Source organism: Rhizobium terrae, from assembly GCF_003425685.1.
GTDB lineage: Bacteria > Pseudomonadota > Alphaproteobacteria > Rhizobiales > Rhizobiaceae > Neorhizobium > Neorhizobium terrae.
On record NZ_QJKM01000002.1, the window covers coordinates 17,430 to 42,668 of the forward strand.

The window sequence follows — 25,239 nt, forward strand, 5'->3', positions numbered from 1 at the left end:
GGCATCGCCTGTGGGTGAGATGGCCGGCAGGCCAGAGGAGTGCTTGCGTCAAATGCCATCATCACTGCCCCTCCTCCCCAACGGTCTTTTTCCCCGCCCGCACCCGGATCAGCGCCAGAACCGCGAGCCCGGTGATCATCACCACGGCGATCTCGCCCAGCGTATCGGTGCCGCGGAAATCGACGATGATGACGTTCACCACGTTGGCGCCGTGGGCAACCACCTTGGAATAGGCGTTGAAGAAATCGGTCAGCACGGGGTCGAAGGGCGTCTCGACGGATTTCAGCAGGAGGGCGGTGAAACCCAGACCGCAGGCCACGGCGATGGTGCCGTCGAGAAGTTTTTGCCCGAGCAGGCGGTGGTCGCGATTGGAAAGCCTCAGCCGCGTCATGACCAGCGTCAGGATGACGACGGAAAGCGTCTCCACCATAAACTGGGTGAAAGACAGGTCCGGGGCGCCGAGGAGCAGGAAGATCACCGCGACCGCGAAACCCTGGATGCCGAGCGAGACGATCGCCGTCAGCCGGTCCCTGGCGCGCAGCACGGCCGCTATGCCGATCGCGGCGATGATCAGGAACGCGGCCTCCTGCACCAGCACGCCGTCCGGCCAGACGGGAATGGCGGGCAGTTCGCCGAACAGGAAGGGCGGCAGGAGCAGGGTCGTGCCAAGCAGAACGAAGGTGGCGGTGAGATAGACCTCCAGCCGGCCCGGCTGTACGAGACGGGTCACGGCGGCGGACAGCCGCACGAGGCCCGCGACGAAATGGTCGAAACCGCGGTCTGGACCGGGACCGAGATTTTCCAGGAAGCGCGCGACCAGCGCACGGGCGGCGTCGAGCCGCCAGTAGACGAGCGCGCCGAGCGCCATGGTGGCGACCGAAAGCAGCAGCGGCATGCCGGGATGCGGCACGGCGGTGATGTCGATCACGACCCTCTCGTCGGCGATGGCGCTTGCCATGGGCGAAGAGACGTAACGATGGGCGATGCCGGGAAACAGCCCGCCGAGCAGGCCGAGGACGGCGAGATAGACGGGGCCGAGCAGCAGCACGACCGGTCCTTCGTGCACATGCCTCACCGCCTCGGTTCGCGGCCCCAGGAACGGCTTCAGCGCCACGGCGAAGGCGAGCGCGAACATCAGCGCGTTGCCGGTCACCGCCAGGATGGTGAAGAAGACGGCACGCGGATTGCCGGCAAGGAGCGCGGCATAGACCTCTTCCTTGGCGAGGAACCCGAAAAAGAGCGGCAGGCCGCCCATCGACAGGGCAGAGAGCAGCGCCGCGCCGAAGGTGATCGGCATGGCGGTGCGCAGCCCGCCGATCTGCGTCACGTCGCGGATGCCGGCCTCGTGATCGACGGCGCCGGCCACCATGAAGAGCGCGCCCTTGAAGAGGCAGTGGGCGATGAGATAAAGCACCGCCGCCTCCACCGCATGCGCGGTGCCGAAGCCGGTCAGCAAAACGAGCAGGCCGAGCGACGCCATGGTCGTATAGGCGAGAATCAGCTTCATATCCGTCTGGCGCAGCCCGAGCAGGGTGCCGGCAATCAGCGTGATGCCGCCGAAGAAGGGCAGCAGGATTTCCCAGGCAGGGGTATTCCCCATGACCGGGTTCAGCCGCATCAGCAGATAGACGCCGGCCTTCACCATGGTCGCCGAATGCAGGTAGGCGGAAACCGGCGCCGGCGCCTCCATGGCATTCGGCAGCCAGAAATGGAAGGGAAACTGCGCCGACTTGGTGAAGGCACCGCCGAGAACCAGAACGAGCACCGCAAGATAGAACGGGCTTTCGCGCAAGCTCCCTTCCAAATGCACCAGCAGCGAAAGCTGGGTGACGCCGGTGATGTTCCAGATGAAGATGAGGCCGGCGAGAAGCGCAAGCCCGCCTGCGCCCGTCACCACCAGCGCCTGCAGCGCCGCGCGCCGCGCCGCCTCCCGCTCGTGATCAAAGCCGATCAGCAGGAAGGAGGTTATGGAGGTGAGCTCCCAATAGACGAACAGCATCAGGAAACTGTCGGAAACGACGAGGCCGAGCATGGCGCCCATGAAGAGAAGGATGAAGGCGAGGAACCGCCCCTGCCCCGGATGGCCCTTCATATAACTGCCGGAATAAACGACGATCAGCGCGCCCATGCCAGTGATCAGCAGCGCGAAGCTGAGCGACAGGCCGTCGAGGAACCAGGAAAAGGAGAGGTTGAAGCTCGGCGCCCAGGCATAACCGCCGGTCACCGCTTCGCCCGCGGCGACTTCTGGGAGAAAGCCGCAGAAATGCAGGAAGACGAGTGTCGGCGCCAGCGCCAGAATCCAGGCCGCCTTGTCGCCGAGCCGGCGTGTGAGAGCCGGTGCGAGCACCGCGCCGAGGAACGGCAGGAAGAGCGCAACGAACGTCAATGCCGGCGCATTGGCAGACATGTCACCTCCTCGTTTCTAGAACCGGAACCGCCCCCGCCTTTCGCAAGGAAGTGGCCTTTCTATGGGAAAGAACCCCCCGCCTCAAGCAAAAGTGGCCGAAGTGCACAGAAACGCGACTTTTCCTCCGCAGGCCGCATGCCTATCTATGGGAAAAACGAAAGGAATCCCGCGATGTCCGAAGTCGTCACCCCGAAAATCCAGAAATCCGATGCGCAATGGCGCGAAGAGCTTTCGCCCGAACAGTACCGCATCCTGCGCCAGGCCGGCACGGAACGCGCCTTTACCGGGCCTTTCTGGAACAGCAAGGAAAAGGGCCTCTATCGCTGCGCCGGCTGCGGCGAGGAGCTTTTCATCTCCGATACCAAGTTCGATTCGGGCTGCGGCTGGCCGAGCTATTTCGAGCCGGTGAAACCCGGCGCGGTGACCGAACACCGCGACATGACCCACGGCATGATCCGCACCGAGGTGCGCTGCGCCAATTGCGGCGGCCATCTCGGCCACGTCTTCCCGGACGGCCCGCCGCCCACCGGCTTGCGCTACTGCATCAACGGCCATTCGATGACCTTCGAGCCGCTGAAGTAAACATCCGCCCCTTGTCTCAAGCCCTCTCCCCGCACGCGGGAAGAGGGTCCGCAGGGCGCAGCCGGATGCGGGGAGACCGTTCCTATTTCCCCGCCACGAGCCCGATCGCCAGCCCGCCCATCATGATGCCGATCAGCGTTTCCAGGATGCGCCAGGAGACCGGCCTTGCAAAAAGCGGCCGCAGCCACCGGGCGCCATAACCCAGCGAGAAGAAGAACAGGAACGAGCCCGTTACCGCGCCTGCGGCGAACGACACCCGACCGCCCGGAAACTGGGTGGAGACGGTGCCGAGCAGCACGACCGTATCGAGATAGACATGCGGGTTGAGCCAGGTGAGCGCCAGGCAGGTGAAGAGCGTGCGGCGAAAGCCCTCGCCTCCCGCTTCCCCGACGACAAGCGTCTGCGAGGAAAGGAAGGCGGAACGCAGGCTGCGCAAGCCGTACCAGGCGAGGAAGGCCGCCCCGCCGTAACGCATCACCGGATCGAGCCAGGGCAAGAGGTCAGCCACCTGGCGAAAACTGCTGACGCCAAGCGCGATCAGAATCGCATCCGACAGAGCGCAGGTGAGGCAGACGGCGAAGACGTGCTCCCTGCGGATGCCCTGCCTCAACACGAAGGCATTCTGGGCGCCGATCGCCACGATCAGGCTGAGCCCCATGGTGAGGCCCGCCGCGTAAACCGAAAAATCCATGATCCAACCTGCCGGGAGAAGACTTGCAGGGTTTTCGCTAATGCCATAAAGCGAATTAGACCAGTTAATTTTCCTCCTACCGGTTAAGTCAGGCTAAATTATGTTGGACTATGCCGCGCTGAAAGCCGTCGCCGCCGTCGTCGAGACTGGCAGTTTCGAAAAGGCCGCCGCAAGGCTGAACGTGACGCCATCGGCCGTCTCGCAGCGGGTAAAACAGCTCGAGGAGCGGCTGGGCACGGTGCTGATCGCCCGCGGCAGTCCGTGTGCCGCGACCGAGAAGGGAGAATGGCTGTGCCGCCACATCGAACATGTCGGCATGCTGGAGGCCGAGCTTTTCACCCACCTGCCGGCGCTTGCCGAGACGGGAGCCGCCGAACAGACCGTGACGCTGCATATCGCCGCCAATGCCGACAGCCTCGGCACGTGGTTCCTGGAAGCAATCGCCAGCTTTGCCCGCAGTTCGAACTACATGCTGCACGTGGCGGTGGACGACCAGGACCATACGGCGGACTGGCTGCGGCAGGGACGCGTGACGGCGGCGGTGACCGGCCTCGGCAAGGCGGTGCAGGGCTGCCGGGTCTCGAGCCTCGGGGCGCTGCGTTATCACGCCACCGCCAGCCCGGATTTCTTCGCGCGGTATTTTCGGGACGGCGTGACGCTGGAAGCGCTCGCCCGGGCGCCGGCGATCACCTTCAACCAGAAGGACCAGCTGCAGGCTCAGTGGGTGCGCCAGAATTTCGGCCGCACGACACGCCATCCGACCCATTGGCTGCCCTCGACACAGGCCTTCGTGGACGCAAGCCTTGCCGGCATGGGCTGGGGCATGAATCCGATCAACCTCGTGCGGGACCACCTTCGCTCCGGCCGGCTGCTGGAACTCCTGCCGGATACGCCGCTCGACATCCCGCTCTTCTGGCAAATCAACCGGCTGACCGCGGACCGGCTGTCAAACCTCACCCGCCAGATCGTCGAGGTGGCCAAACGTGAACTCGTGCCGCCGGCTTAGAGTGTTTCCTCAGGCGGGGTCCCGGTCGTAAACCGTCACTCCCGCCGGCAGTTCGACCCAGGGGTGACGGCGACAGTCATAAACCGAATCCTGCGGCGGCGGGAAGTCCGGATCGGCGAAGGCGCCGACCGCGACGGCAACCGACAATTGCTCGTAACCGTCTTCGGTATGGAAGACCGTCGAGCCGCAGACGGGACAGAAGCGAAACCGGAAGCGGGCGCCCTGATCCCCTTCCCGGACATATTCGGTGGCGAGGCCGGAGACTTTGTAAGGAGCGGCAAAGGCGGCGAGCGCGGCGAACACGCTGCCGGTGCGGCGTTGGCAGGCAAGGCAGTGGCAAACGCCGACGCCGAGCGGCGCGCCGCTGACTTCGATCGACAGCTGGCCGCAGCAGCAGGAGGCTATTCTGGACGACATGCGGGACCTCGCGACATAGGGGCCGGCAGGCAGGCCGTGTTTGCGGACAGGTTAGGCCGGCAGCCGCCGCCTGGCCAGCATGACCTTCGTCATAGGACCTGAACCGGAAGCTCGACGGCAAAGGCGAAACGCGCCGTCCCGCCCGGCTGCAGGACGAGGCCATAAGGGCGTTGCGTCAGCTCGGCGGAACCACCGAGTTCGGCGGCCGTGCCGTGCCAGGGCTCGATGCAGACGAAGGGCGCGCCGGGTTTCTGCCAGAGCGCGAGGTTCGGCAGGTTCTCGAAGGAGAACTTCAGGCTTGGCCCGCCTTCGGCGGCATAGGTCAGGCCGGTGCCGGCGCCTTCGGCGAAGATCATCGCATCTTCCTCGAACATCGAACGGTCGAGCGTCAGCCTGCCCGCCTTGAAGGGCGAGGCAAGCCTTTGCGGCTTCACGAGCCCGCCTTCCAGGCGGGTCAGCGCCGGTTCGGCGCCGTTATCGAGGGTCACGGTATGGGCGCGGCCTTCCGCGCCCGGCAACGGCCAGAGGAAGGCCGGGTGGAAACCGAGGCCGAAGGGCATGGGCTTTTCATCGCGATTTTCGACGTCTGCGGCGACCGTGAGCCGGCCGCCATCGAGCGAATGCGTCAACGCCAGGAGGAATTCGAAGGGATAGACGGCCCGGGTGGTGTCGGAAGCCCGAAGTTCGTAACGGCACATGGTCTCGCTCGATGCGGCGAGCGAAAATTCGCTGCGGCGGGCAAAACCGTGCTGCCCCATCTCATAGGACCGGCCATCGACGGCGATGCGGTTGTCCGGCGCCTTGCCGACCATCGGGAAGAGAACCGGCGAACGGCCGTTCCAGAAGGCGGCGTCGCCATTCCACAGCCATGCCTTTCCATCCGCCGAGGTGAGCGCCTGCATCTCGGCGCCGAGCGAGGAGATTTCGGCGGTGAGCTGCTGGTTCGAAATACGGGTGATCTCTGGCACCGGGTGTCCTCCTGAAATGGCTGCGGCGGCAAGCTTCCGTCACAAGCATTGCCATTCGATGACCAAAGCGGGAATGCCGCTCCGAGACCGCGAAATTTTCGCGGCCGGCAAGGCCGCATCGGCGTCAGGCGCGCAGGGCGACCGCCCGATATGCTGCCTCTTCAGTCTTTTCCGCCATGCGGATCTCATAGGCCTTGCCCCAGTCCGCCATGACGGTGACGGCATGGTTGAGGCTGCGGCCGAATTCGGTGGCGGAATATTCCACCCGCTGCACCCTGCCCGGAAACACCTCGCGGCGGATGAGATCGTCGGCCTCCATCTCGCGAAGCTGCTGGGCAAGCACCTTCTCGCTGACGCCGGCCAGGATGCGCCGCAATTCCCCGAACCGGCGCGGCGCGATGTTGATCTCCCAGAGGATATCGGTCTTCCATTTTCCGCCGATCACATTGAGGGCACTCGCGAAACCGCAATCGTCGTCCGGCAGGCGCTTCATTTTCGTTCTCCCCTTACCGCAGAGCAACCGCTTACCCAAAGGTGCGTAATTTACCGTCTCCGATCGCTCATTCTATCACATGGCGTCTCAGATATCGGAGTTCAAATCGATGACCGCAATAGGATTTTTCGGCGCCGGCCGGATGGGAACCGCGCTCGTCCGCACACTTTTGAAGAACGGCCACGACGTGCATGTCTGGAACAGGACGGCGGAAAAGGCGCAGGCGCTCGGCGCTTTCGGAGCGCAACCGCAGCCGACGCCCGAGGCGGCGTCAGCCAGAGCAGAGATCGTGATCGTCAACCTGCTCGACTACGACGCTTCCGACGCGCAGCTGAGGCGGCCCGAGGTCGCCAGCGCGCTGCAGGGCAAGCTTCTGGTACAGCTTACCTCCGGTTCGCCGAAGACGGCACGCGATACCGGCGCCTGGGCGGCGGCGGAAGGAATCGCCTATCTGGACGGGGCGATCATGGCGACGCCGAACTTCATCGGCGAGCCCGACACGCTGATCCTCTACAGCGGATCGCGCACGGCTTACCGGAAATACGAGACGGTGTTTGCGGCGCTTGGCGGCAAATCCGCCTTCGTCAACGAGGATTTCGGCGCCGCCTCCGCGCTCGACAGCGCGCTTCTGAGCCAGATGTGGGGCACGCTGTTCGGCACGCTCCAGGCGCTCGCCGTCATCGAGGCGGAAGATATCGATGCCGAAACCTATGCGGCCTATCTCAGGCTGGTGCAGCCGGTCATCGACCTGGCCGAACAGGACCTGATGCGGCGGGTGCGGGACGGACGCGACGGAGGCGACGCGGAAACCTTCGCGACGATCGCCGCCCACAACGCCGCCTTCCAGCATCTGAAGCATATCAACGCCGAACGGGGCCTCAACCCGACGATCGCCGATGCCTTCGGCACGCTCTTTGCCGCCGCCATCCAGAACGGTCATGCAGAGGACGATTTCGCGGCGCTGGCGCGCTTCATGGTGACGCGATGAACGGGGCGGAAGCGCGAGGCATACAAAAGGCCCGCACCGCCGCATGTTCCTGCGGCTGCCTGAAGCTGACGCTCGAGGGCGCCCCGGAGCGGGTCTATGCCTGCGCCTGCCTGGAATGCCAGAAGGCAACGGGATCGGCCTTTTCCTACCGGGCGCGATATCTCAAACAGTCGATCGTCGCCGACGAGGGCGAAAGACGGCGCTTCCGGCGCATCACCGAGGCAGGGCGTTGGATGGACCAGGTCTTCTGCCCGACTTGTGGCACGCTCGTCTACATGGAGGCGGAGGTGCTGGGCGCGCAGATCGTCGTTTCGGTCGGCTGTTTCGGCGAACCGGATTTCGCGCCGCCGGCCGCGATCTTCTGGTCGCGGCGCCGCCATGGATGGTACGAGCCGGATGCGGAGATCCGGCTGTTGGATTAGGCGCTCAGTCGCCGGCGGTCTCGCCCGCATATTGCAGGTCGGTCACCGGGCCGAACCATTCGGCGGTCGTGCCGTTCAGCGATTCCTGGATGGCGATATGGGTCATGGCGGTGGTGGCCGAAGCGCCGTGCCAGTGTTTTTCGCCCGGCGGGAACCAGACGACGTCGCCGGGGCGGATGACCCGGATCGGCTCGCCCCAAACCTGGGCGAGCCCGAGGCCGGCGGTGACGACCAGCGTCTGGCCGAGCGGATGGGTGTGCCAGTCGGTACGGGCACCCGGCTCGAAGGTGACGGACAGCGCCCGCACGCGGGCCGGCTCCGGCGCGTCCTCGATCAGCGGATCGAGCCTGACCCTGCCGGTAAAATATTGCGTTGGCGTGCGGGACGGCTGCGATCCGCTGGGCTTGATTTCCATGGGCCTGCTCCTCGTGTTCCGATGATTTTCCTTCATAGAGCATTTCCGGCGAAAACGGAGTCGCCTCCAATGCTCCATCTCTTTGTCGACGCAATTCCGGACGCAAAACCGGTTCCCACTTTTGCTGGAATTGCTCGTATAGGCCGCAATCGTCTCAAACGAGTGGCAGGCCCTTGCTTTTCTTGCCAGCCTGGTTATCCATTGCACTCACAAGCGTCGGCTCTTGAGGTTCATTTTGCCTAAGTAATCCCCGGTCTCGACAGGTTCACCCTTCCACGCGGAGAGGCAGTGCCCCCGTGTGGAGACATCTGTTCATCGGGGTGGCGGCTTGAGACCGGTTTGGCATTGACCGTGCCAGTGCGGACCGTGCCAGTGCGGCCTCAGCGTGCCTGAAACCGCCCTGAACCATCCGACGCTTCGCTTGCCCCTTTCACGTCCGGACCTTCGCCACGCCGCGCGCCCCTATCGGGCTTCTTCAAGTGCCGTTTCCCGCATGAACTTCCTGACCGGAAGATCAAAACGGCATGTGCGACATCCTGCATATCGAATGGACCCTCACACCCAAAAACCCGCCCAGACCGATCCTTGCCTGCAGCGGCTGCGGCGGACAGAAACCCTATCGCTCCGCCGGGCGCATCCGCCTCAACGCCAACGGCAAAAGGCTCGACGCCTGGCTCATCTACAAATGCACGACCTGCGACGGCACCTGGAACCGCACGATCTTCGAACGGCAGAGCGTCCGCTCGCTCGATCCGGCCGTGCTGGAGGCGGTGCAGGCGAGCACGCCGGATTTCGTCGCCCGGCTCGAATTCGACGCCGAGGCGCTGAAGGCCAGGGCGGGACGGGTCGAGGAAGACCCGGAATTGGAGGTCCGCAAGCGAATGGTCTCCTCGATGTCGGGCTGGCGGCGGATCGAGATCGCATTCGTCCTCCCCTACCCGACAACCCTGCGGCTCGACCGGCTGCTCGCGGCCGAACTCGGGCTTTCCCGCAGCCGGCTGCAGAAACTGTTCGAGGCGGGCGAGATCAGGGCCCGGCCGGAGCGGAAGGACGTGTTGAAACGCACGGTGCGTGACGGGGCGGCGATCACCCTCGACCTCTCAGACGAGGCAGAGCGGATGGCGGTCGGACGGATGGCGATGGGTGGCTAAAGATCGTTCGCCGGCCGACTTTTCGCAACGCCTCATCCGCGCCCTGCCGGACAGCTTCTCCCCGATGTCGGGCGGGCGGGGCCTTCAACCCGCCACAGCCTTGCCTCGGTGCCGCACTTGCCCCTTGCCCTGTCACCCTCTAGGATTTTCCTCGGCGGACAATAGGAGGGGCGAGGATGATAGTTCCCTATCAGCAACTGATCAGCTGTGTGAACGAAAAGGGAACGGTGGTGACGGTTATCAGGGCTTCGCGCCAACCTGACAGACCTCTTACCGGTGAAGAACCTTCGGTTGTCTACTATACCTCCGATGGTTACCTCGTGGAGCGTATATCAGATGACACCTTTCGGATCATCCTTACCGGGGAAAAGCTGATCCGCGGCTGAGGATCGACCAGCAACAGAGTGCGATCCCTTCGCATTGCACCATCGTCACGTGCGGGAAGACTTTAACCAGCCGGAACCCAAAAGCTGACTTTGGTCGGGGCGGCTGCCGGGCTGATCCTGCTGGTCATCGGGTCATTCATATCAAGCATGATGATTGGCTTCATCCAGGCTCAGCTTCAGACACCTTACCCAAGCCACGGCTGTTTTAGCTGGACTCCGCTCCCTTAAAGAGTATGCTTACCCCATCAAAGAGTATGCTTACCCCATCGTCACCCAGTTAACCCGTGAGCGGTGACGGCTGAGGGTTATTACGTGCTCCCGCCTGCTGAACGCCAGGAGGTGCCGTCGTGCCCGTTCTCTCGCAATCATCTATTTCACTGAATTCAGACCTGCATGTCCTTCTGACGTGGGCCGGTAGGTTCAGCGCCGACGAACGATGCCAGCAAATGCTAATCAAGCGGACGATCGCGATGATTGGCGACAATCCGGATCTCATTGAAGATGGCCCGCTCGAATACGCACTGTTTCGAGTGATGCGCCGCTTGGTGATAGAAGATCTGGCGCCTCCTCGGGGCCAGATACCGGCCGAGCGTTTAGACCGCGTCCTTTAAATATCAAAGCCCCTTTTGCCGGGAAGTCTGTCGTACGGCTGGGCTCGCGCCTTGGCGGACCGGCGCGAGCCCGCATGCGGAGAAAGGGTGAGGGGCAAGGCGGCGTATCGGTATCCTTTGGCATCGGCCGGCCGGCCCGCTTCCTGCACCTCCTCCAGATACCGCCAGCAATCCGGCCGGGAGCCCTCCACGTCGTCAAGCTCGTAAACCTCGGCAAGCCCGCCGCTCGACAGTCCGGCTTAGCCCGAGACCTTCAGCTCCATGCAGGTGAGGTCGAGCCAGCGGCCGAACTTGGTACCGACCTCGGAAAACCTGCCGGCGATGCGGAAGCCGAGCTTTTCGTGGAGCCGGATGGAGGCCGCGTTTTCCGATTCGATCGCGGCGATCATCACATGCACGCCGTTCGAGGCGGCGCGGGCAATCAGTTCCTGCATCAGCAGCCGGCCGATGCCGCCGCCGCGGGCTTCGCGGTGAACATAGACCGAATGTTCGACCGTGTGGCGATAGCCGTCGAAGGCGCGCCAGTCACCATAGGAGGCGTAACCGGCTACCCGGCCGTCGATTTCGGCCGCCAGCACCGGAAAGCCGCGGGCCGTGCGGGCCGCGAACCAGTCCCTGCGGTTCGCCAGATCGACCATAACCTCGTTCCAGATTGCCGTCGTGTTGGCGACCGCATCATTATAGATCTCCATGATGATCGGCAGATCGGCTTCGGTTGCGTCGCGAACGCGAATTTCGGTCATAGGGGTGTCCACTATCATGCTACTTCGTCTACTATAGCAGACGGCAAGGCGCTGTCCAGAAGTACCAAAGGCAGCATTATTCTCTACGTTCGGGCCATCCGGCTCTGCACGACGCGTCGGGCTTCATGATGCTGGAATCCCGCAGAACGGAGCTGAAGGTCTACGCGATCGTCAAGCGGCTGGTCGGAAGCTCAAATCCGCGGCATGTGCACCATGACGGGAAGCGGGATCACAGGCTGCTGCCGGGCAGGCTGAAACAGGTGATCACAGCGCTGTAATGCACGGCTGCCGCGGCAACCACGAAACCGTGCCAGATGGCGTTCTGGAAACGCAGCCTTTCCCAGACATGGAAGATGACGCCGAGCGAGTAGATCAGCCCGCCGATGACGATCAGCCAGACGGTGACGCCCGGCAGATATTGCGATACCGGCCCCATGACCATCACGCCGCTCCAGCCCATGGCCAGGTAGAGCAGGATCGCCAGCCGGTCGTACCGGCCGGGAAACAGGCATTTCAGCACGATGCCGAAGACGGCTGTGGCCCACATCGCGATCAGCATGCCGAAGATCCACGGGTCGTCGGCGCCCCGTTCCAGGAACGGCGTGTAGGTGGCGGCGATGAGGATGAAGATCGCCGAATGGTCCAGCCGCCTCAGGATCCACTTGGTGCGGGAATGCGGCCAGATATTGTAGGTGAAGGAGATGGACAGGCAGAGGACCAGGCCCAGACCGTAGATCCAGGCAGCGGCGATGCCTCCGTGGCTCGACCAGACGGTGGCATAAAAGATCAGCGCGGTCGCGCCGACCAGCGCAAACACAATGCCGACACCGTTGACGATGCCATCCGCGACGATCTCGTGGAAATCGTATCTGCGCCCGAATTTGAAAAGTTCGCTCATTCTGCCTTCCCGCCTGATCGTTCCAGAATGGGACCAGCCGCGACGGAAGACAAGAGAGCCGCGATTCACATTCGGTTTCCCGCGTTAACCTCGGCGGGAAACCTCTTCCGCGCAGGCTTGGCAGAGCGGTGCATGCGGCACGGTTTCGAGGCGTTTTTCGGCGATCGGCGCGCCGCAGCGGGTGCAGGTGCCGAACGTGCCGGCGGCGATGCGGCCAAGTGCCGCGTCGATCGCCACGAGCTCGCGTTCGCCGGTTTCTCCAAGCTCTTCCAGCACTTCGTCATTGTTGCGCTCGATGGCGCGGTCGTCGTCGTCGGGATTGCGGGGAGCGGTGAAATCCTGCTCGATGCGGTTCAGGCGGATTTCGAGCTCGTCCTTGCGGGCCCGGAGGATGGTTTCGTATCTCGCCGTATTCATGATGATTTCCTCCTCAGCGGTCGATCAGCACTGAACAGGTCGCATGCCTGACGATGCGGTCTGCCGTGGCGCCGATAAAATAGTTCGAAAGATCGGGTACATGCGAGGCGATGACGATGAGGTCCGCCTCCCGCTCCAGCGAGGCGGCGAGGATTTCCCGCGCCGGAGACCCCTGACGGATCTCGATCTCCGCGGCGGCGCCGACCTTCTCCATGAGGCCGACGAGGATCTGCTCCGCCTCCTGGCGTGCCTTGACGATCATGTCCACGGCAAGGTCGGAGACGAGGTATCCCGGCAGGTCCTCGACGACGTTCAGGAGCAGGAGCGTGCCACCCTGATCGAGCAGTGTGACCGCCTTGCGGTATATCCGCTCGCCCTTTTCCAGCTGGGCCGTGTCCACCGCGACGATAATCTTCCTGTACATGGTCTACCCTTTCCCTTTTCGGCCCTTCCTAGGCCGGCAGGCTTTTGCCGGCCTTGATCGCGGTCAAGCCGGCACAAATCCACCGTCAACGGATATGAAACAATCCATCGCCGTTTCGGGGTCTTTCGTGAACGACGCGGCGAGCTCATATACACGGCAACAGGTGCCGATCAGGACGCCCACGAGCCAAGAGGATTCCCAATGTCCGCCGCTGCCCAACCTTTCGCACTCACCCGCCCCGCCCATGTGCGCGGTGCCCATCTCATCGTTGGCGACCTGCCGCTGGTGTCCGGCTTCTACCAGAAGATCATCGGCCTGCAGGTGATCGAGAAGACGGCGAGCGGCGAAGTGCTGGGCGTCGGAGGACAGCCGCTCCTGATGCTGACGACCGGCAACAATGTCGCCCGCGCGCCGCGCAATGCCGCCGGCCTGTTCCACACCGCTTTCCTGGTGCCGAACCGGCAGGAACTTGCCCACTGGCTTGCCCATGCCGCCCATAACGACATCCGGCTCGACGGCGCTTCCGATCATCTGGTCAGCGAGGCGATCTATCTTTCCGATCCGGAAGGCAACGGCATCGAGATCTATCGCGACCGCAGGCCGGAGGAATGGAACTACCGTCCCGACGGGACCGTCAGCATGGCAACCGAACGGCTGAACCTGCAGGAGCTCTACGGCAGCGCGCCGCAGACGAACTGGAACGGCATGGCGGAGGGCACGGCCGTCGGCCACATCCACCTCCAGGTCGGCGACATTCCGCAGGCGGACGCCTTCTACCGCGACGTGCTGGGCCTCAAGGTGATGGCGCGCTATCCCGGCGCGAGCTTCTTTGCCACCGGCGACTACCATCACCACATCGCCGCCAATATCTGGAACAGCCGCGGCGCCCGTGCCCGCGAAGGCAATTTGACCGGCCTTTCGGACTACACGGTGCGGTTCAACGACAAGGCGGCGCTCGACAGGGCGGTGAGCGCACTGGACGCCCAGGAGATCGCCACGCGCAAGACCGCCGAAGGCATCTCCCTCAAGGATCCGTGGGGCATCGGCCTGACACTCGCCGCCTGATCTCCCTCAAGTCTCCCCGCCAGGGCGGCGTTCCGGAACCGGAGCGCCGCTTTCGCGTTGAGAGGCATCACGGGGACCCCTGACACATGGCCAGTATGAGCGCCCGCGCAAGCGACAAGCCGAAGAAACGCCTGATCGACATCGCCACGCCCCGCAAGGAGGCCGCACCGAATGCCGAGGAGTTGGAGCTCGGCGAACCCCATATCCTGGGGCGGGAGGCGCTCGACGTCGCCATGGCCTGGGCGGTGATCGGCATTTTCGCGATCGCGTTTTTCGCCATCGTCCACACCATGTCGCTGATCCTCATCCCGGTGACATTGGCGGTGGTGGTGGGCCTCATCCTCGGGCTGCTCGCCGACCGGCTCGGCCAAGCCGGGGTCCCGCGCTTCGGCATCGCGCTTGCCCTGTCGGCACTGGTCTTCGCGACCCTCTTCCTGATCGTCAACGCGCTCGCCGAACCGGTCGCCACCCTGGTCAAGGAAGCGCCGAACTTCATCGAGCGGACGATCGACCGCATCATGCCCTTCCTCGAAAGCCAGCACTGGCTCAACATCTCGCCCGCCACCTTCGAGACCGGGCCGATGTCGATGCAGTCGCTGATCGAGAATTCCGGCAATATCCTCGGGGTCGTCACCGCCAACCTGACCCCGGCGATCATCCAGGGGATGATCTTCTTCGCCGCCCTGCTGCTTTTCCTCTACGGGCGCCTGAGGCTGCGGCGCACCATCATCCTCGCCTTCCCGACCAGGCGCCAGCGGCTGATGACGATCCGCGTCCTCAATTCGATCGATCGGGTGCTCGGCTATTATTTCGCGACCGCCAGCGTGCTCTATTTCGGGCTGGGCGTCATCATGACGCTGATCGCCTATTTCGGCGGCCTCGCCATGCCGGTGCTCTGGGGCCTGTTCGCCTTCCTGTCGAGCTTCATTCCCTTTCTCGGCATCACGCTGATGACGATCTCGGTGGCGGCCGCCGGCATCCTCACCCATGATGCGCTGATCCTCGGCCTCATCCCGGCCGTCGTCTTCTTTTCGGTGCACCTCGTCATGGAGAACCTGGTCTTCCCGGCGATCATGGGACGGCAGTGGGAGATCAATCCCTTCATCGTCTTCATTGCCATCCTGTTCTGGACGTGGATGTGGGGTGCGGTCGGCGCGATGCTGGCGCTGCCGCTGTCGCTGATCATGATGACCGTGCTTTCCGAGCTCTTCCCCGAACGAAAAGCCACGCCGCACCTGCCCGGCTGAACGGAGTCCGGGGGGCGGACATCGCATCTTCCGGCCTCAGGCGCCGCCGAACCGGGATGAAGAACGGTCGACGGCCTGCCGCCGGCCGGCCGGAACGCGGGCGTCAGTCGTAGAGATAATATTTCTCCCACTGCTCCTTCGGCACTTTCGAGCCGATCTTGTAGTCGAAGGACATGATCTTCAGGCCCTTGTCGCCGGTCTCGCACTGGTATTTGAGACGATACCAATCGCCGCCGGACCGGAAGACGGCGCCCGGCGCGCGGATCTCGTTGCCGGCCTCGATCGGATCGGCGAAGGTGTAGGCGATCACCTTGTCCGGCTTGAACTCGCCCTTTGCATCCTCCTTGATGCGGTCCATCGCCTCGATATCGCAACGCTGCTCGCGCCGCTCATCGGGTGCGAGTGCATCGAGCTGCTTGACGATGCGGGCGTCGAGCGCATGCGCGGTTGAAACGGAAATCAGCGCGAAAACCACCAGCGGCAGCGTTTTCTTCATGTCGTTCCCATCCAAGATGACTCAAGGGAGGGCGATAACTAGGAGATGGTCGGACAATTGACCACCTACCACAACGGGAAATAGGATGATGTGATCGGGTGGGGTAAAAGATCGGACCATGGCGGACGCGACGCTTTCGGATGCGAAGAAAGAGCAAATTAAGCTGCGAGCGACGTTCGTCAACAATATCGCGATCGGGGTGATATTAATCGGCGTTTTTACGCCGGTTACCCGGTTGATATATGGCGATATCAACGCATAGATCAGCAGCTTTTGGTTTATCGGTTCGCCGATGGGTTGTTTCCATTAGGTGTAGCATTACATTTTGTGGCAACGAGGTTGCTAGGAAAGCTTGGCAAATGACCGAGGAAATCATCATTGCCCTGACGCCGGTCATTGGATTGGCAATGGTCGTCGCCTTCGTCTGGTGGCAGAACGAACGAGACACGCGACCACATAACGATAGGAAGTAACCGCCTCTCCCGCTTGCCTCCGGCCCAAGCGCCGCCTATCTCTGGCACTCCTCTCATTGTTCCCGGAGTGCTTCCTTGGCCCCCTCCCGCAAGCCGCCATTCGCCGATCTTCCCGCCGCTCCCGTCGCTGCCAGAAAACCGATGACGGACACCCGTCACGGCATCACCCGCACCGACGACTATGCCTGGTTCCGGGCCGACAACTGGCAGGCGATGTTCAAGGACCCGACGCTCCTCGATCCGGAAATTCGCGCCCATCTGGAGGCCGAAAACGCCTATATGGAAGCGGCGATGGGCGATACCGCCGGGCTGCAGAAGACGCTGTTTGCCGAGATGCGCGGACGCATCAAGGAGGACGACAGTTCCGTGCCGGTGAAGGACGGCCCCTTCGCCTACGGCACGCTCTACGTGACGGGCGGCGAGCAGCCGCATTATTTCCGCACCCCGCGCGACGGCGGGGACAAGCAGGTGCTGCTCGACGGCGACAAGGAAGCGGCCGGCAAGGATTATTTCCGCCTGTCCGGCATCGACCATACGACCGACCACTCCACAGGCATCTGGGGTTACGACGACAAGGGGTCGGAATATTTCACGCTGCGGATCCGCGACCTCGTGACCGGCGAGGACCTCGCGGACGTGGTGGAAAATACCGGCGGCGGCGGTGTCTGGGCGCCGGACGGCAAGAGCTTCTTCTATACGCTGCAGGACGAAAACCACCGGCCCTCCAAGGTCTTCCACCATATTGTCGGCACGCCGCAATCGGAAGATCGACTGGTTTACGAAGAAGAGGATCCGGGCTTCTTCATGGGCGTCGGCGGCTCGCTGCTCGACGACTTCATCTATATCGACATCCATGACCACGAGACGTCGGAATACCGGCTCATCTCGACGAAGGACCTGACGGCCGAGCCGATGCTCGTCGCGGAGCGCCAGGAAGGCATCGAATATTCGATGACCGAGGGCGGCGACGTCTTCTACATCCTCACCAATGACGGCGGCGCCAAGGATTTCAAGATCGTCGAGGCGCCCGTCACCGCGCCGGGCAAGGAGAACTGGCGGCAGGTCGTGGCGCACGAGCCGGGCCGGCTGATCATCTCCCACATGGCGTTTGCCAGGCATCTCGTGTGGCTGCAGCGCAAGGACGGCCTGCCGCAGATCATCATCCGCGACCGCAGGACGGGAGAGGAACACGCGATCGCCTTTGCCGAAGAAGCCTATTCGCTCGGTCTTTCGGGAGCGGCGGAATACGACACCGACGTCATCCGCTTCTCCTATTCGTCGATGACGACGCCGTCGCAGCTCTTCGACTACGACATGGCGACCCGCGAGCGGGTGCTGCTGAAGACCCAGGAAGTGCCGTCCGGCCACAATCCCGACGACTACGTCACCCGCCGAGTAATGGCGCCGGCGCATGACGGCGAACTGGTGCCGGTCTCGCTGCTCTACCGGAAGGACACGCCGCTCGACGGGTCGGCACCCTGCCTCCTCTATGGCTACGGCGCCTACGGCATCACCATCCCGGCCTCGTTCTCCACCAACAACCTGTCGCTCGCCGACCGCGGTTTCGTCTATGCCATCGCGCATATCCGCGGCGGCAAGGACAAGGGGTTCGCCTGGTACGAAAGCGGCAAGATGGAGCACAAGCCGAACACGTTCAAGGACTTCATCGCGGCGGCCGACTATCTGAATCAGGAGAAGTTCACGTCATACGCGAAGATCATCGCCGAGGGCGGCTCGGCGGGCGGCATGCTGATGGGCGGCATCGCCAACATGGCGCCGGAAAAATTCGCCGGCATCATTGCCGCCGTGCCCTTCGTCGACGTGCTCAACACCATGCTCGACGACACGCTGCCGCTCACCCCGCCGGAATGGCCGGAATGGGGCAACCCGATCGAAAGCCTCGAAGAATACCGGTGGATCGCCGCCTACTCGCCCTACGACAATATCGCGGCCAAGCCCTATCCGCCGATCCTCGCCATCTCCGGCCTCACCGATCCGCGCGTCACCTATTGGGAACCGACCAAGTGGATCGCCAAGCTGCGGGAGACCTCGCCCGAGGCCGGACCGTATCTCCTCAAAACCAACATGGCGGCGGGTCACGGCGGAAAATCGGGACGCTTCCAGCGGCTGGAAGAGATCGCCTTCGAATATGCGTTCGCGATCAAGGTGGCGGGGAAGATGTGAGATGCCGGGGGCTTGCATGGTACGGCCCGAGAGGATGAAACGATGACCGTTTACATCGCGCTGCTCCGCGCCGTGAACGTCGCCGGCACCGCATTGCCGATGAGCGAGCTGAAGAGCATCTGCGAAAGGTTAGGCTTTGCCGATGTGAAGACCTATATCCAGAGCGGCAACGTCTTGTTCCGTTCAGATGGCGAGGAGCAGGCAATCGCGGAGAGGATCGACGAGGCGCTCGCCAGGAAGTTCGGCAGCAAGCCGGGCGTGATGGTGCGCAGGACGCAGGAACTGGAAGAGATCGCCGCCAGGGTGCCCTTCCCCGATGCCAAGCCGAATTTCCTGCTGGTCCATTTCCTGCCGGACGAAGCGCCCGCCGAGGCGCTTGACGGCATGGTGGCGCCGGATGGCGAGGAGGCCGTCGTCGCCGGGCGCGAGATCTATGTGCATTATCCGATCGGTTCCGGAAAATCGAAGCTGAAACTGCCGGCGTTGAAGCCCGGCACGTCGCGCAACCTCAATACCGTTCGCAAACTCGCCGAGATGGCGCGGGCGATGGAATAGCCAGATGGCGGAGATGGCGGGCATCATCATTCCGATCGTCTGCTACGCCATTATCATCGCCCTGATCGGCCGGCTTTCGTGGTCGATCTGGCGGGAGCGCCGCAACCGGGGCAAGGCCGCAGGACCGCCCTACCCCCTCATCAACGCCACCGAGGCGGAGATGGTGCGACGGCACGAAGAACTGCGCGGCAGGCTTTCGCACGATGCGCTCGGTGCCGAGCGGGCGCGGCGGCTCTGGGAAAAACTGCAGCGGGCCAAGATCGGCGAAGGCCTGATCCATCAGTTCCACCGGGATTTCTGCGGCCACGGCCTGATCCGCACGGCAGACGGCGTGATCCTCTGCGATATCCTGGACGGTTTTCATCCCGGCGCTGCGATCGCAACCTGGGCGACGGAAGCGGCATTCGTCGCCTTCTTCTCCCGGCAGAGCGACTTTTCGATGAGCGGCTGGGATCCGGACGAGCCGGTCTTTTTCACGGAAGACAGCTGGTATCGCGACAACCAGCGGCTCACCGCCGCCCTTATGGACCGTTTTATCTCCGACAAGAACGGATAAGGAACGGCAACAAGGCCTTGATCAATCCGGGTTTTTGTCAAGCCCCCGTCATCAAACCGACATGCGCGACGCAAGCTTCGCGCAAGGTTCGGGCGTTAACCATTTGTTAACTATTTTGAGGACGGGCGTGCTCCCATGAAGATCGACAGCGGCCTCAACGGCTATCATTACCCGAACCGGACCCAGGAACCGGACCGGAAGACCGAAGAAACGCAGCAGCGCGAAACCCCGAGGTTTCAGCGTTCCCCCAATGCGCTGACGGGCAGCAGCACCCTGCTCTCGTCTTCGCTCGCCAATGCGCTCTGGGCGGTGGAAGCCGGCGACACGGCATCCTCCGAAGTCTCGATGCCCACCCTTTCACAGGACTGGGTCGAAGACCGCTACCAGGAATTCGCCGAATTCTGAGATGACGCTACGCCGCCTCTGCCGGCGTGACCTCCACCGTGACATGCGACAGATTGCCGATGCCCTGCAGCTTTTCCTTGTAGAAGGACGGCGCGCGGGGTTTTGACGTGACCAACGCCACGATCGCCGCGTGATGCCCCGGCCCGAGCTGCCAGACATGCAGGTCGGAAATCCGGTCCCCGTCCGCCTCCATTTCCTGCCGAATCCGCAGGGCGAGGTCGCCGTCGGCGGCCTGCGCATCCAGAAGCACGGTCGCCGTGGCGCGAATCAACCCAAAGGACCAGCGGGCGATCACCAGGCCACCGATCACGCCCATGAGGGGGTCGAGCGCATTCCAGCCATAGACGCGGCCGAGCAGCAGGGCGAAAATGGCCAGAACCGAAGTCAGCGCATCGGCCAGAACATGCAGATAGGCGGCGCGCAGATTGTGATCCTCTGCGGGACGGGCATCGTCGTGTCCGCCATGGTGCCCGGAATGCTCCGCCGCATGATGGCCGCCGTCATGGGAATGCGAGCCGTGATGCGCATGGGCGCCGTGATGACCATGATGGCCGCCGTGATGATGATGATCTTCCCGCAGCAGCCAGGCGCTCAACAGGTTGACCGCCAGTCCCAGCACCGCAACAAGAATTGCCTGATCGAAATCGATCGCCACAGGATTGGCGAGGCGCAGGACGCTTTCCCAGCCGATCAGCAACGCGATCAGCGCCAGCACGATGGCGCTTGCAAAACCCGCAAGGTCGCCGAGCTTGCCGGTGCCGAACGTGTAGCGCGGATTGTGCGCCTGCCGCCGGGCATAAAGATAGGCGAAGGCCGCGATCAGCATGGCGCCCGCATGGGTAGACATATGCCAGCCGTCCGCCGTCAGCGCCATCGAGCCGAAGAGGGATCCGGCGACGATCTCCGCCACCATCATCGCCGTGGTGAGCGCGATCACCAGCCAGACCCTGCGCTCGTTGCGCTCATGATCGGTCCCGAGGAAAACGTGGTCGTGCTTCAGCTCTTCGACGACATCCATCATGGTTCTTCTCCTTCGACTGCCGAATCGCTCAGCGGATATAGGTCCTGAGCGCTTCGGCGAGCTCGTCCACCGCCTGCGCCCTTTGCTTCTCATCCTCGGCATGCAGCACGTGTTCATGGAGGTGATCCTCCATGACCTCGCCGGTAAGCCCGGCAAGCGCGCCGCGGATCGAGGCGAGAAGCTGCAGGACCTCGCCGCAGGGCGCTTCCGCCTCCAGCGCCCGCTCAACCGCCTCCATCTGCCCCTTCAGCCGGCGCACCCGCGCCAGAAGCTTGGCCTTTTCCCGTATCGTATGCGCCATATCCGCCTCGATTTACCATAGGGGGGTATGCTATATGAACCGTCAATCCTCTGCAAAGGCGGATTTGACGCAGGCCAAACCGAAAGCTCCGGACAGGTTTCCAAACCTAAGCCGGATCCGGTCTCATAACGAGGAGAGTCGCGATGACGACGATTGGCAGCACCAAACCATATTATGCATCCCTCCATACCATCTACGGCAGGAACGGCGGCGACAAGGGCGACACCGGGACCGGCGGCGATACGACCTTGCCGCGCCAGACCCAATCGGGCGGCATGACCGGCAGCGGCACGGTGTTCGGCGCCAAGCTTGCCGACGCCCTCTGGTCGATGGAAAGCCAGGGCGTCGAGATCGATCAGAATACCGGCGACACATGGCTCGGCGAGCCTCCCTCGACCGCGGTCGAGGACGAGTTCATGGCTCTCGCCAAGAAGACGTACGCCGAACGCATCCGTGAACAGTATCTCGACGCGCACGGCCTGACCGAGGAGGACCTCAAGGCAATGTCGCCGGAAGATCGCGAGGCGATCGAGGCGGAAATCCGCAAGGCGATCCTGGAGGCCATGGGCGTCAACGGCCAAAAGCAGGAAACCGCCATGACCATGGGCGGCGATCCGGCCGCCGCCGGCGGTCAGACGGATGGCGGCCAGACGGGTGGCGCACCGGCCGGCACCGCCGGGCGGAAGAACGGCAAGGACGATCCCCTGCTCTCCATGTAAGCCTTACCGGCTGCGGCCCCGCCGGCCGCAGCCATCCTTCGCCGGCAACATCAACCGTTGTCGTTGGCGATCGGGATGGAAGCGCGGCCCTTCGGTTCCGCCTCGCGCTTCCACTCCGGACCTGACCGTCTCAGCATTTCCAGCGCCACCGCCAGCCACAGGCGGGCGACAAGCGCGACGGCTGTCCAGAAGAGTTCCCTGATAGTGCCTGAATTCGCATCGAACCCATCGTGGCAATGGCCGCAATATGCACGCATGACGTCATCTTCCTCTCGCTACCCCGCGACCTTGTGCGATTACCTGGCCGCTTGTTTCCTGTCCGATGACGCATTAGATAAATGCTCTAGTTACTAGAGCTTCAAGGAGAATCTTCAGCCATGCTGTCGATCGGCGATCTTTCGCGGCGCACCGGCGTCAAGGTGCCGACCATCCGCTATTACGAGCAGATGGGCCTGATCGAGGCCGCGGAACGTTCCGAGGGCAACCAGCGGCGCTACGAACGGGACGATCTCGAACGGCTCGCCTTCATCCGCCACGCCCGCGACCTTGGCCTCGACATTCCGGCGATCCGTGAGCTGATCGCGCTCAGCCAGCACCCGAGCGAACCCTGCGCCGATGCCGACCGGATCGCCGCCGACCATCTTGCGGCGGTGCGCGAAAAGATCCAGAGGCTGAAGAAACTCGAACAGGAACTCGAACGCATCGTCTCCCACTGCGACGGCGGCCATTCGATCGAGGAATGCTACGTGATCCGGGCACTCTCGGACCATAGGCTGTGCGAAGGGGAGCATTGACGCCACTGACCCAATGGGTTGGTTTTCTCCCATGAAGAAGCTGCAGACGGTCCCGAACTGCCGACATTTACAAATCAAGCGGCTGCTATTTTCTCACCGGAAGAGAAGGAAGACGTTATTTCCTTCCTCGCGTCCAATCCGTTGGCAGGCGACGAGATTCCGGGCACCGGTGGGGTACGAAAGGTCCGTGTGGCGGCCAAAGGCAGAGGCAAACGCGGCGGCGCGCGGGTGATCTATTACTGGTACAGCGAGGATGCCCCGCTTTACGCACTGCTGGTATACGCCAAGAACCAGAAGATCGATCTTTCCTCCGGTGCGGCGAAAACGGTTGCGGCCCTGGCAAGGGCGATCAAGGATCGCTACAGGACAAGGACGAGGTAACATGCCGAAGAAATCCAATTTTGGTGCCGAATTGATCCAAGCCATGTCCGAAGCGCTTGCGCATGCCGACGGCGAGAGTGCAGGTGCGACCATCGTTCGTGAGATTGAAGTGGACACTCCCGATCCGAAGCAGATTCGCCGACGGCTGGAACTTACCCAGGACCAGATGGCGAGGGTGCTTGGCATCAGCGTGTACGGCTATCGGAAATGGGAACAGGGACACCGGCGGATGAGCGGGCCGGCGGCAAATCTTCTGCGCGTGATGGAGAAGGAACCCGAAGCTGTGTTACGGGCTCTCTCTGCCGCGTAGTATTCAAGGCCTTCTGATGGCGCTTGGGCGCGGCGGACCTGTGCGTTTATTAGCGGGAATCGACATGGCCTCTCTCTTCCCTCCCTTCGCACCCCACGAAACCGGCTTCCTCGATACCGGCGACGGCAATCGTATCTTCTTTGCGCTCTCCGGCAATCCCGCGGGGCGTCCGGCGCTTCTGCTGCATGGCGGGCCGGGATCGGGAATGTCGGAGAGTGCGCGGCGGCATTTCGATCCAACTGTCTGGCGGATCATCCAGTTCGATCAGCGGGGTTGCGGAAAGAGCACGCCGAGCGCGGCGGAGTTCGAAAATACGCTTGCCGACAACACGACCCGCCACCTGATCGGCGATATCGAAGCGTTGCGGGTGCTGCTCGGCATCGGGACATGGCTGGTATTCGGTTCGTCCTGGGGCGCGACGCTGGCGCTGGCCTATGCCGAGGAGTTTCCCGAGCGCGTGGACGCGATGGTCCTCGCCGGCGTCACCACGACGCGTTGGAGCGAAATCGACTGGCTCTACAGCGGCTTGGCGCTTTTCCTGCCCGAGGCTCACGAGCGGTTTGTCGCGGCGCTCCCCGGGGATCTGCGCACCAGGCATCCCGTCGAGGCCTATCGCGCGCTGCTCGATGATCCCGATCCCGGGATACGGCAGAAGGCGGCCTTCGACTGGCATGCCTGGGAGGCCGGCTCGGTTTCCGCCGATCCCAAGACGGATATGCCGGCGCGATGGCAGGATCCGCATTTCGCGCTCGCCCGGGCACGGCTCTGCGCCCACTACTTCCACCACCGCGCCTGGCTGGAAGACGGGCAACTGCTGCGCGACGCCTATCGGCTGGAAGGCATTCCCGGCGTGCTGATCCAGGGGCGGCTCGACCTGCAGGGACCGCCCGCCACGGCTTATGCACTGTCGAAAGCGTGGCCGGGCAGCGAGCTGGTCATGATCGACGATGCCGGCCATTCGACCGGTGATCAGGGCATGGCCGAGGTGATCGTTGCGGCTACGAATCGATTCGTAAATCGCGCTTGACAAGGCAAAAGATCGGGAGCATCTAAACGCCATGATGAACACGCGCACCACCACCGCCTGCTCGTATTTTTGGGCCTACCTCTAAGAGGCGGCCCGACAGTTCTTCATGTCAACAAGCCGCCGTCAGGCGGCTTAGTTGTTTAGACGGCACCTGACGGCACCCAAGACCGAAACAAGGATGCCGGAAATGACCGAAGATACCGAGATTACCCTTCCCCGCCCGCCCGTCGTGACGATCCGCAGCGCCAAACCGCGCGACCTGCCGGAATTGAACGAGATGATCGCGCTGCTCGCGGCGCATCACAACGATCCCGCCGGCACGACGCCGGAAAAGCTGGAGCGCGACCTTTTCGGACCGATGCCGCGGATCACCACTCTCGTCGCCGATAGCGGCCCGGAGCTGATCGGCTATGCCATCCTCGTGCCGGTCTACCGGGTACAGGAAGGCAGGCGCGGCATGGACCTGCACCATCTCTTCGTGCGCGACGGCCATCGCGGCCACGGCATCGGCCAGCATCTCGTCACGCGTGCCCGCGAGATCGCCCGCAAGGCCGGCTGCGACTATCTCTCGGTCAGCGCCGCCACCGGCAACTTCGCCGCCCACCGCTTCTACGAACAGATGGATTTCGTGCCGCGCCCGGTCACCGGCATGCGCTACACGCAGGCCCTGGCTTGAGGATGTGAGG

The 25,239-nt window shown here is 63.3% G+C and carries 34 protein-coding genes and 1 pseudogene; 20 read left to right on the forward strand and 15 right to left on the reverse strand.

Features of this window, described 5'->3' with window-relative positions; all coding sequences use genetic code 11:
• Positions 1 to 61: 61 nt before the first annotated feature.
• A complete protein-coding gene (locus DMO26_RS02965) occupies positions 62 to 2,407 on the reverse strand; it encodes a putative monovalent cation/H+ antiporter subunit A (RefSeq protein WP_117190550.1) in 2,346 nt (781 codons plus the stop codon).
• Positions 2,408 to 2,578: 171 nt separating this feature from the next.
• Between DMO26_RS02965 and msrB the strand changes: the two genes are divergently transcribed.
• A complete protein-coding gene (gene msrB / locus DMO26_RS02970; RefSeq protein WP_117190551.1) occupies positions 2,579 to 2,989 on the forward strand; it encodes a peptide-methionine (R)-S-oxide reductase MsrB in 411 nt (136 codons plus the stop codon).
• Between the two features lie 82 nt (positions 2,990 to 3,071).
• Here msrB and DMO26_RS02975 read toward each other — a convergent pair whose 3' ends face one another.
• Entirely contained in the window at positions 3,072 to 3,680 is a 609-nt protein-coding gene (locus tag DMO26_RS02975; RefSeq protein WP_117190552.1) for a LysE/ArgO family amino acid transporter, read from the reverse strand.
• A 100-nt stretch (positions 3,681 to 3,780) separates the two neighbouring features.
• Between DMO26_RS02975 and DMO26_RS02980 the strand changes: the two genes are divergently transcribed.
• A complete protein-coding gene (locus DMO26_RS02980) occupies positions 3,781 to 4,686 on the forward strand; it encodes a LysR family transcriptional regulator ArgP (protein ID WP_117190553.1) in 906 nt (301 codons plus the stop codon).
• A gap of 9 nt (positions 4,687 to 4,695) precedes the next feature.
• Here DMO26_RS02980 and DMO26_RS02985 read toward each other — a convergent pair whose 3' ends face one another.
• From DMO26_RS02985 to DMO26_RS02995, 3 genes are all read right to left on the reverse strand, one after another.
• A complete protein-coding gene (locus tag DMO26_RS02985) occupies positions 4,696 to 5,103 on the reverse strand; it encodes a GFA family protein (RefSeq protein ID WP_117190554.1) in 408 nt (135 codons plus the stop codon).
• Positions 5,104 to 5,192: 89 nt separating this feature from the next.
• Positions 5,193 to 6,071, reverse strand: a complete 879-nt coding sequence (locus DMO26_RS02990) for an aldose 1-epimerase family protein (protein WP_117190555.1) — start codon at positions 6,069 to 6,071, stop codon at positions 5,193 to 5,195.
• Positions 6,072 to 6,195: 124 nt separating this feature from the next.
• Positions 6,196 to 6,564 (reverse strand): winged helix-turn-helix transcriptional regulator, encoded by a 369-nt coding sequence (locus tag DMO26_RS02995; RefSeq protein WP_117190556.1) that lies wholly within the window; start codon positions 6,562 to 6,564, stop codon positions 6,196 to 6,198.
• 79 nt (positions 6,565 to 6,643) lie between these two features.
• On the opposite strand from DMO26_RS02995, the gene DMO26_RS03000 reads away from it, so the two are divergent.
• Positions 6,644 to 7,552 carry an NAD(P)-dependent oxidoreductase gene (locus tag DMO26_RS03000; RefSeq protein ID WP_117190557.1) on the forward strand — a complete coding sequence of 303 codons (909 nt, stop codon included), beginning with the start codon at positions 6,644 to 6,646 and terminating at the stop codon, positions 7,550 to 7,552.
• The gene (locus DMO26_RS03005) at positions 7,549 to 7,974 is read left to right on the forward strand and encodes a GFA family protein (RefSeq protein ID WP_117190558.1); all 426 of its coding nucleotides are present in this window, start codon (positions 7,549 to 7,551) and stop codon (positions 7,972 to 7,974) included. The genes DMO26_RS03000 and DMO26_RS03005 overlap by 4 nt, the downstream gene beginning before the upstream one ends.
• Positions 7,975 to 7,978: 4 nt before the next feature.
• On the opposite strand, the gene DMO26_RS03010 is transcribed toward DMO26_RS03005, so the two are convergent.
• Positions 7,979 to 8,389, reverse strand: a complete 411-nt coding sequence (locus DMO26_RS03010; RefSeq protein ID WP_117190559.1) for a (R)-mandelonitrile lyase — start codon at positions 8,387 to 8,389, stop codon at positions 7,979 to 7,981.
• A 524-nt stretch (positions 8,390 to 8,913) separates the two neighbouring features.
• Between DMO26_RS03010 and DMO26_RS03015 the strand changes: the two genes are divergently transcribed.
• The 3 genes from DMO26_RS03015 to DMO26_RS03025 all read left to right on the forward strand — a co-directional run bounded on the left by DMO26_RS03015 (position 8,914) and on the right by DMO26_RS03025 (position 10,537).
• Positions 8,914 to 9,540: a DUF1062 domain-containing protein gene (locus DMO26_RS03015; protein WP_117190560.1), complete on the forward strand. Its 627-nt coding sequence runs from the start codon at positions 8,914 to 8,916 to the stop codon at positions 9,538 to 9,540.
• A 176-nt stretch (positions 9,541 to 9,716) separates the two neighbouring features.
• Complete coding sequence (locus DMO26_RS03020) at positions 9,717 to 9,926, forward strand: hypothetical protein (RefSeq protein WP_117190561.1); 210 nt, start codon at positions 9,717 to 9,719, stop codon at positions 9,924 to 9,926.
• Between the two features lie 347 nt (positions 9,927 to 10,273).
• Positions 10,274 to 10,537, forward strand: a complete 264-nt coding sequence (locus DMO26_RS03025) for a hypothetical protein (RefSeq protein ID WP_117190562.1) — start codon at positions 10,274 to 10,276, stop codon at positions 10,535 to 10,537.
• A 107-nt stretch (positions 10,538 to 10,644) separates the two neighbouring features.
• Here the strand turns inward: DMO26_RS03025 and DMO26_RS34310 are convergent.
• From DMO26_RS34310 to DMO26_RS03050, 5 genes and pseudogenes are all read right to left on the reverse strand, one after another.
• Positions 10,645 to 10,770 (reverse strand): annotated as a pseudogene (locus DMO26_RS34310) (short-chain dehydrogenase); the annotation flags it as partial.
• Positions 10,771 to 10,776: 6 nt separating this feature from the next.
• Positions 10,777 to 11,280, reverse strand: coding sequence for a GNAT family N-acetyltransferase (locus DMO26_RS03035; RefSeq protein ID WP_117190563.1), 504 nt, complete (start codon positions 11,278 to 11,280; stop codon positions 10,777 to 10,779).
• Positions 11,281 to 11,509: 229 nt separating this feature from the next.
• Positions 11,510 to 12,178 carry a PAQR family membrane homeostasis protein TrhA gene (gene trhA / locus DMO26_RS03040; protein ID WP_117190564.1) on the reverse strand — a complete coding sequence of 223 codons (669 nt, stop codon included), beginning with the start codon at positions 12,176 to 12,178 and terminating at the stop codon, positions 11,510 to 11,512.
• Between the two features lie 84 nt (positions 12,179 to 12,262).
• Positions 12,263 to 12,595: a TraR/DksA family transcriptional regulator gene (locus DMO26_RS03045; protein WP_117190565.1), complete on the reverse strand. Its 333-nt coding sequence runs from the start codon at positions 12,593 to 12,595 to the stop codon at positions 12,263 to 12,265.
• A gap of 13 nt (positions 12,596 to 12,608) precedes the next feature.
• Positions 12,609 to 13,019: a universal stress protein gene (locus DMO26_RS03050; RefSeq protein WP_117190566.1), complete on the reverse strand. Its 411-nt coding sequence runs from the start codon at positions 13,017 to 13,019 to the stop codon at positions 12,609 to 12,611.
• A gap of 201 nt (positions 13,020 to 13,220) precedes the next feature.
• On the opposite strand from DMO26_RS03050, the gene DMO26_RS03055 reads away from it, so the two are divergent.
• Together DMO26_RS03055 and DMO26_RS03060 are read left to right on the forward strand one after the other, a co-directional pair.
• Positions 13,221 to 14,084 carry a VOC family protein gene (locus DMO26_RS03055; RefSeq protein ID WP_117190567.1) on the forward strand — a complete coding sequence of 288 codons (864 nt, stop codon included), beginning with the start codon at positions 13,221 to 13,223 and terminating at the stop codon, positions 14,082 to 14,084.
• An 86-nt stretch (positions 14,085 to 14,170) separates the two neighbouring features.
• Complete coding sequence (locus DMO26_RS03060) at positions 14,171 to 15,331, forward strand: AI-2E family transporter (RefSeq protein ID WP_117190568.1); 1,161 nt, start codon at positions 14,171 to 14,173, stop codon at positions 15,329 to 15,331.
• 103 nt (positions 15,332 to 15,434) lie between these two features.
• Here the strand turns inward: DMO26_RS03060 and DMO26_RS03065 are convergent, their stop codons facing one another.
• Positions 15,435 to 15,827 (reverse strand): DUF930 domain-containing protein, encoded by a 393-nt coding sequence (locus DMO26_RS03065; protein ID WP_117190569.1) that lies wholly within the window; start codon positions 15,825 to 15,827, stop codon positions 15,435 to 15,437.
• A 118-nt stretch (positions 15,828 to 15,945) separates the two neighbouring features.
• Between DMO26_RS03065 and DMO26_RS33520 the strand changes: the two genes are divergently transcribed.
• The 5 genes from DMO26_RS33520 (at position 15,946) to DMO26_RS03085 (ending at position 20,000) form a co-directional block, all read left to right on the forward strand.
• Positions 15,946 to 16,089, forward strand: a complete 144-nt coding sequence (locus DMO26_RS33520; RefSeq protein ID WP_162894688.1) for a hypothetical protein — start codon at positions 15,946 to 15,948, stop codon at positions 16,087 to 16,089.
• A gap of 286 nt (positions 16,090 to 16,375) precedes the next feature.
• Positions 16,376 to 18,484 (forward strand): S9 family peptidase, encoded by a 2,109-nt coding sequence (locus DMO26_RS03070; protein ID WP_117190570.1) that lies wholly within the window; start codon positions 16,376 to 16,378, stop codon positions 18,482 to 18,484.
• A gap of 42 nt (positions 18,485 to 18,526) precedes the next feature.
• A complete protein-coding gene (locus DMO26_RS03075; RefSeq protein ID WP_117190571.1) occupies positions 18,527 to 19,039 on the forward strand; it encodes a DUF1697 domain-containing protein in 513 nt (170 codons plus the stop codon).
• A 4-nt stretch (positions 19,040 to 19,043) separates the two neighbouring features.
• Complete coding sequence (locus DMO26_RS03080) at positions 19,044 to 19,595, forward strand: hypothetical protein (RefSeq protein ID WP_117190572.1); 552 nt, start codon at positions 19,044 to 19,046, stop codon at positions 19,593 to 19,595.
• A 135-nt stretch (positions 19,596 to 19,730) separates the two neighbouring features.
• Complete coding sequence (locus DMO26_RS03085) at positions 19,731 to 20,000, forward strand: hypothetical protein (protein WP_117190573.1); 270 nt, start codon at positions 19,731 to 19,733, stop codon at positions 19,998 to 20,000.
• Between the two features lie 7 nt (positions 20,001 to 20,007).
• Here the strand turns inward: DMO26_RS03085 and dmeF are convergent, their stop codons facing one another.
• Both dmeF and dmeR read right to left on the reverse strand, forming a co-directional pair.
• Positions 20,008 to 21,021: a CDF family Co(II)/Ni(II) efflux transporter DmeF gene (gene dmeF / locus DMO26_RS03090; RefSeq protein WP_117190574.1), complete on the reverse strand. Its 1,014-nt coding sequence runs from the start codon at positions 21,019 to 21,021 to the stop codon at positions 20,008 to 20,010.
• A 28-nt stretch (positions 21,022 to 21,049) separates the two neighbouring features.
• Positions 21,050 to 21,322, reverse strand: coding sequence for a Ni(II)/Co(II)-sensing transcriptional repressor DmeR (gene dmeR / locus DMO26_RS03095; protein WP_117190575.1), 273 nt, complete (start codon positions 21,320 to 21,322; stop codon positions 21,050 to 21,052).
• A 143-nt stretch (positions 21,323 to 21,465) separates the two neighbouring features.
• Here dmeR and DMO26_RS03100 point away from each other — a divergent pair, with 143 nt between their 5' ends.
• On the forward strand, positions 21,466 to 22,041 hold the full coding sequence (locus DMO26_RS03100) for a hypothetical protein (RefSeq protein WP_117190576.1): 576 nt from the start codon (positions 21,466 to 21,468) through the stop codon (positions 22,039 to 22,041).
• A 50-nt stretch (positions 22,042 to 22,091) separates the two neighbouring features.
• Here DMO26_RS03100 and DMO26_RS03105 read toward each other — a convergent pair whose 3' ends face one another.
• Positions 22,092 to 22,298, reverse strand: a complete 207-nt coding sequence (locus DMO26_RS03105; protein ID WP_117190577.1) for a hypothetical protein — start codon at positions 22,296 to 22,298, stop codon at positions 22,092 to 22,094.
• A 120-nt stretch (positions 22,299 to 22,418) separates the two neighbouring features.
• Between DMO26_RS03105 and DMO26_RS03110 the strand changes: the two genes are divergently transcribed.
• From DMO26_RS03110 to DMO26_RS03130, 5 genes are all read left to right on the forward strand, one after another.
• Entirely contained in the window at positions 22,419 to 22,835 is a 417-nt protein-coding gene (locus DMO26_RS03110; RefSeq protein WP_117190578.1) for a MerR family transcriptional regulator, read from the forward strand.
• Positions 22,836 to 23,024: 189 nt separating this feature from the next.
• Entirely contained in the window at positions 23,025 to 23,216 is a 192-nt protein-coding gene (locus DMO26_RS03115) for a hypothetical protein (protein WP_264319341.1), read from the forward strand.
• Between the two features lies 1 nt (position 23,217).
• Positions 23,218 to 23,526 (forward strand): helix-turn-helix domain-containing protein, encoded by a 309-nt coding sequence (locus DMO26_RS03120; protein ID WP_117190579.1) that lies wholly within the window; start codon positions 23,218 to 23,220, stop codon positions 23,524 to 23,526.
• 64 nt (positions 23,527 to 23,590) lie between these two features.
• Positions 23,591 to 24,553, forward strand: a complete 963-nt coding sequence (gene pip, locus DMO26_RS03125) for a prolyl aminopeptidase (RefSeq protein WP_117190580.1) — start codon at positions 23,591 to 23,593, stop codon at positions 24,551 to 24,553.
• A 187-nt stretch (positions 24,554 to 24,740) separates the two neighbouring features.
• Entirely contained in the window at positions 24,741 to 25,229 is a 489-nt protein-coding gene (locus DMO26_RS03130) for a GNAT family N-acetyltransferase (protein WP_404947007.1), read from the forward strand.
• Positions 25,230 to 25,239 lie beyond the last annotated feature (10 nt).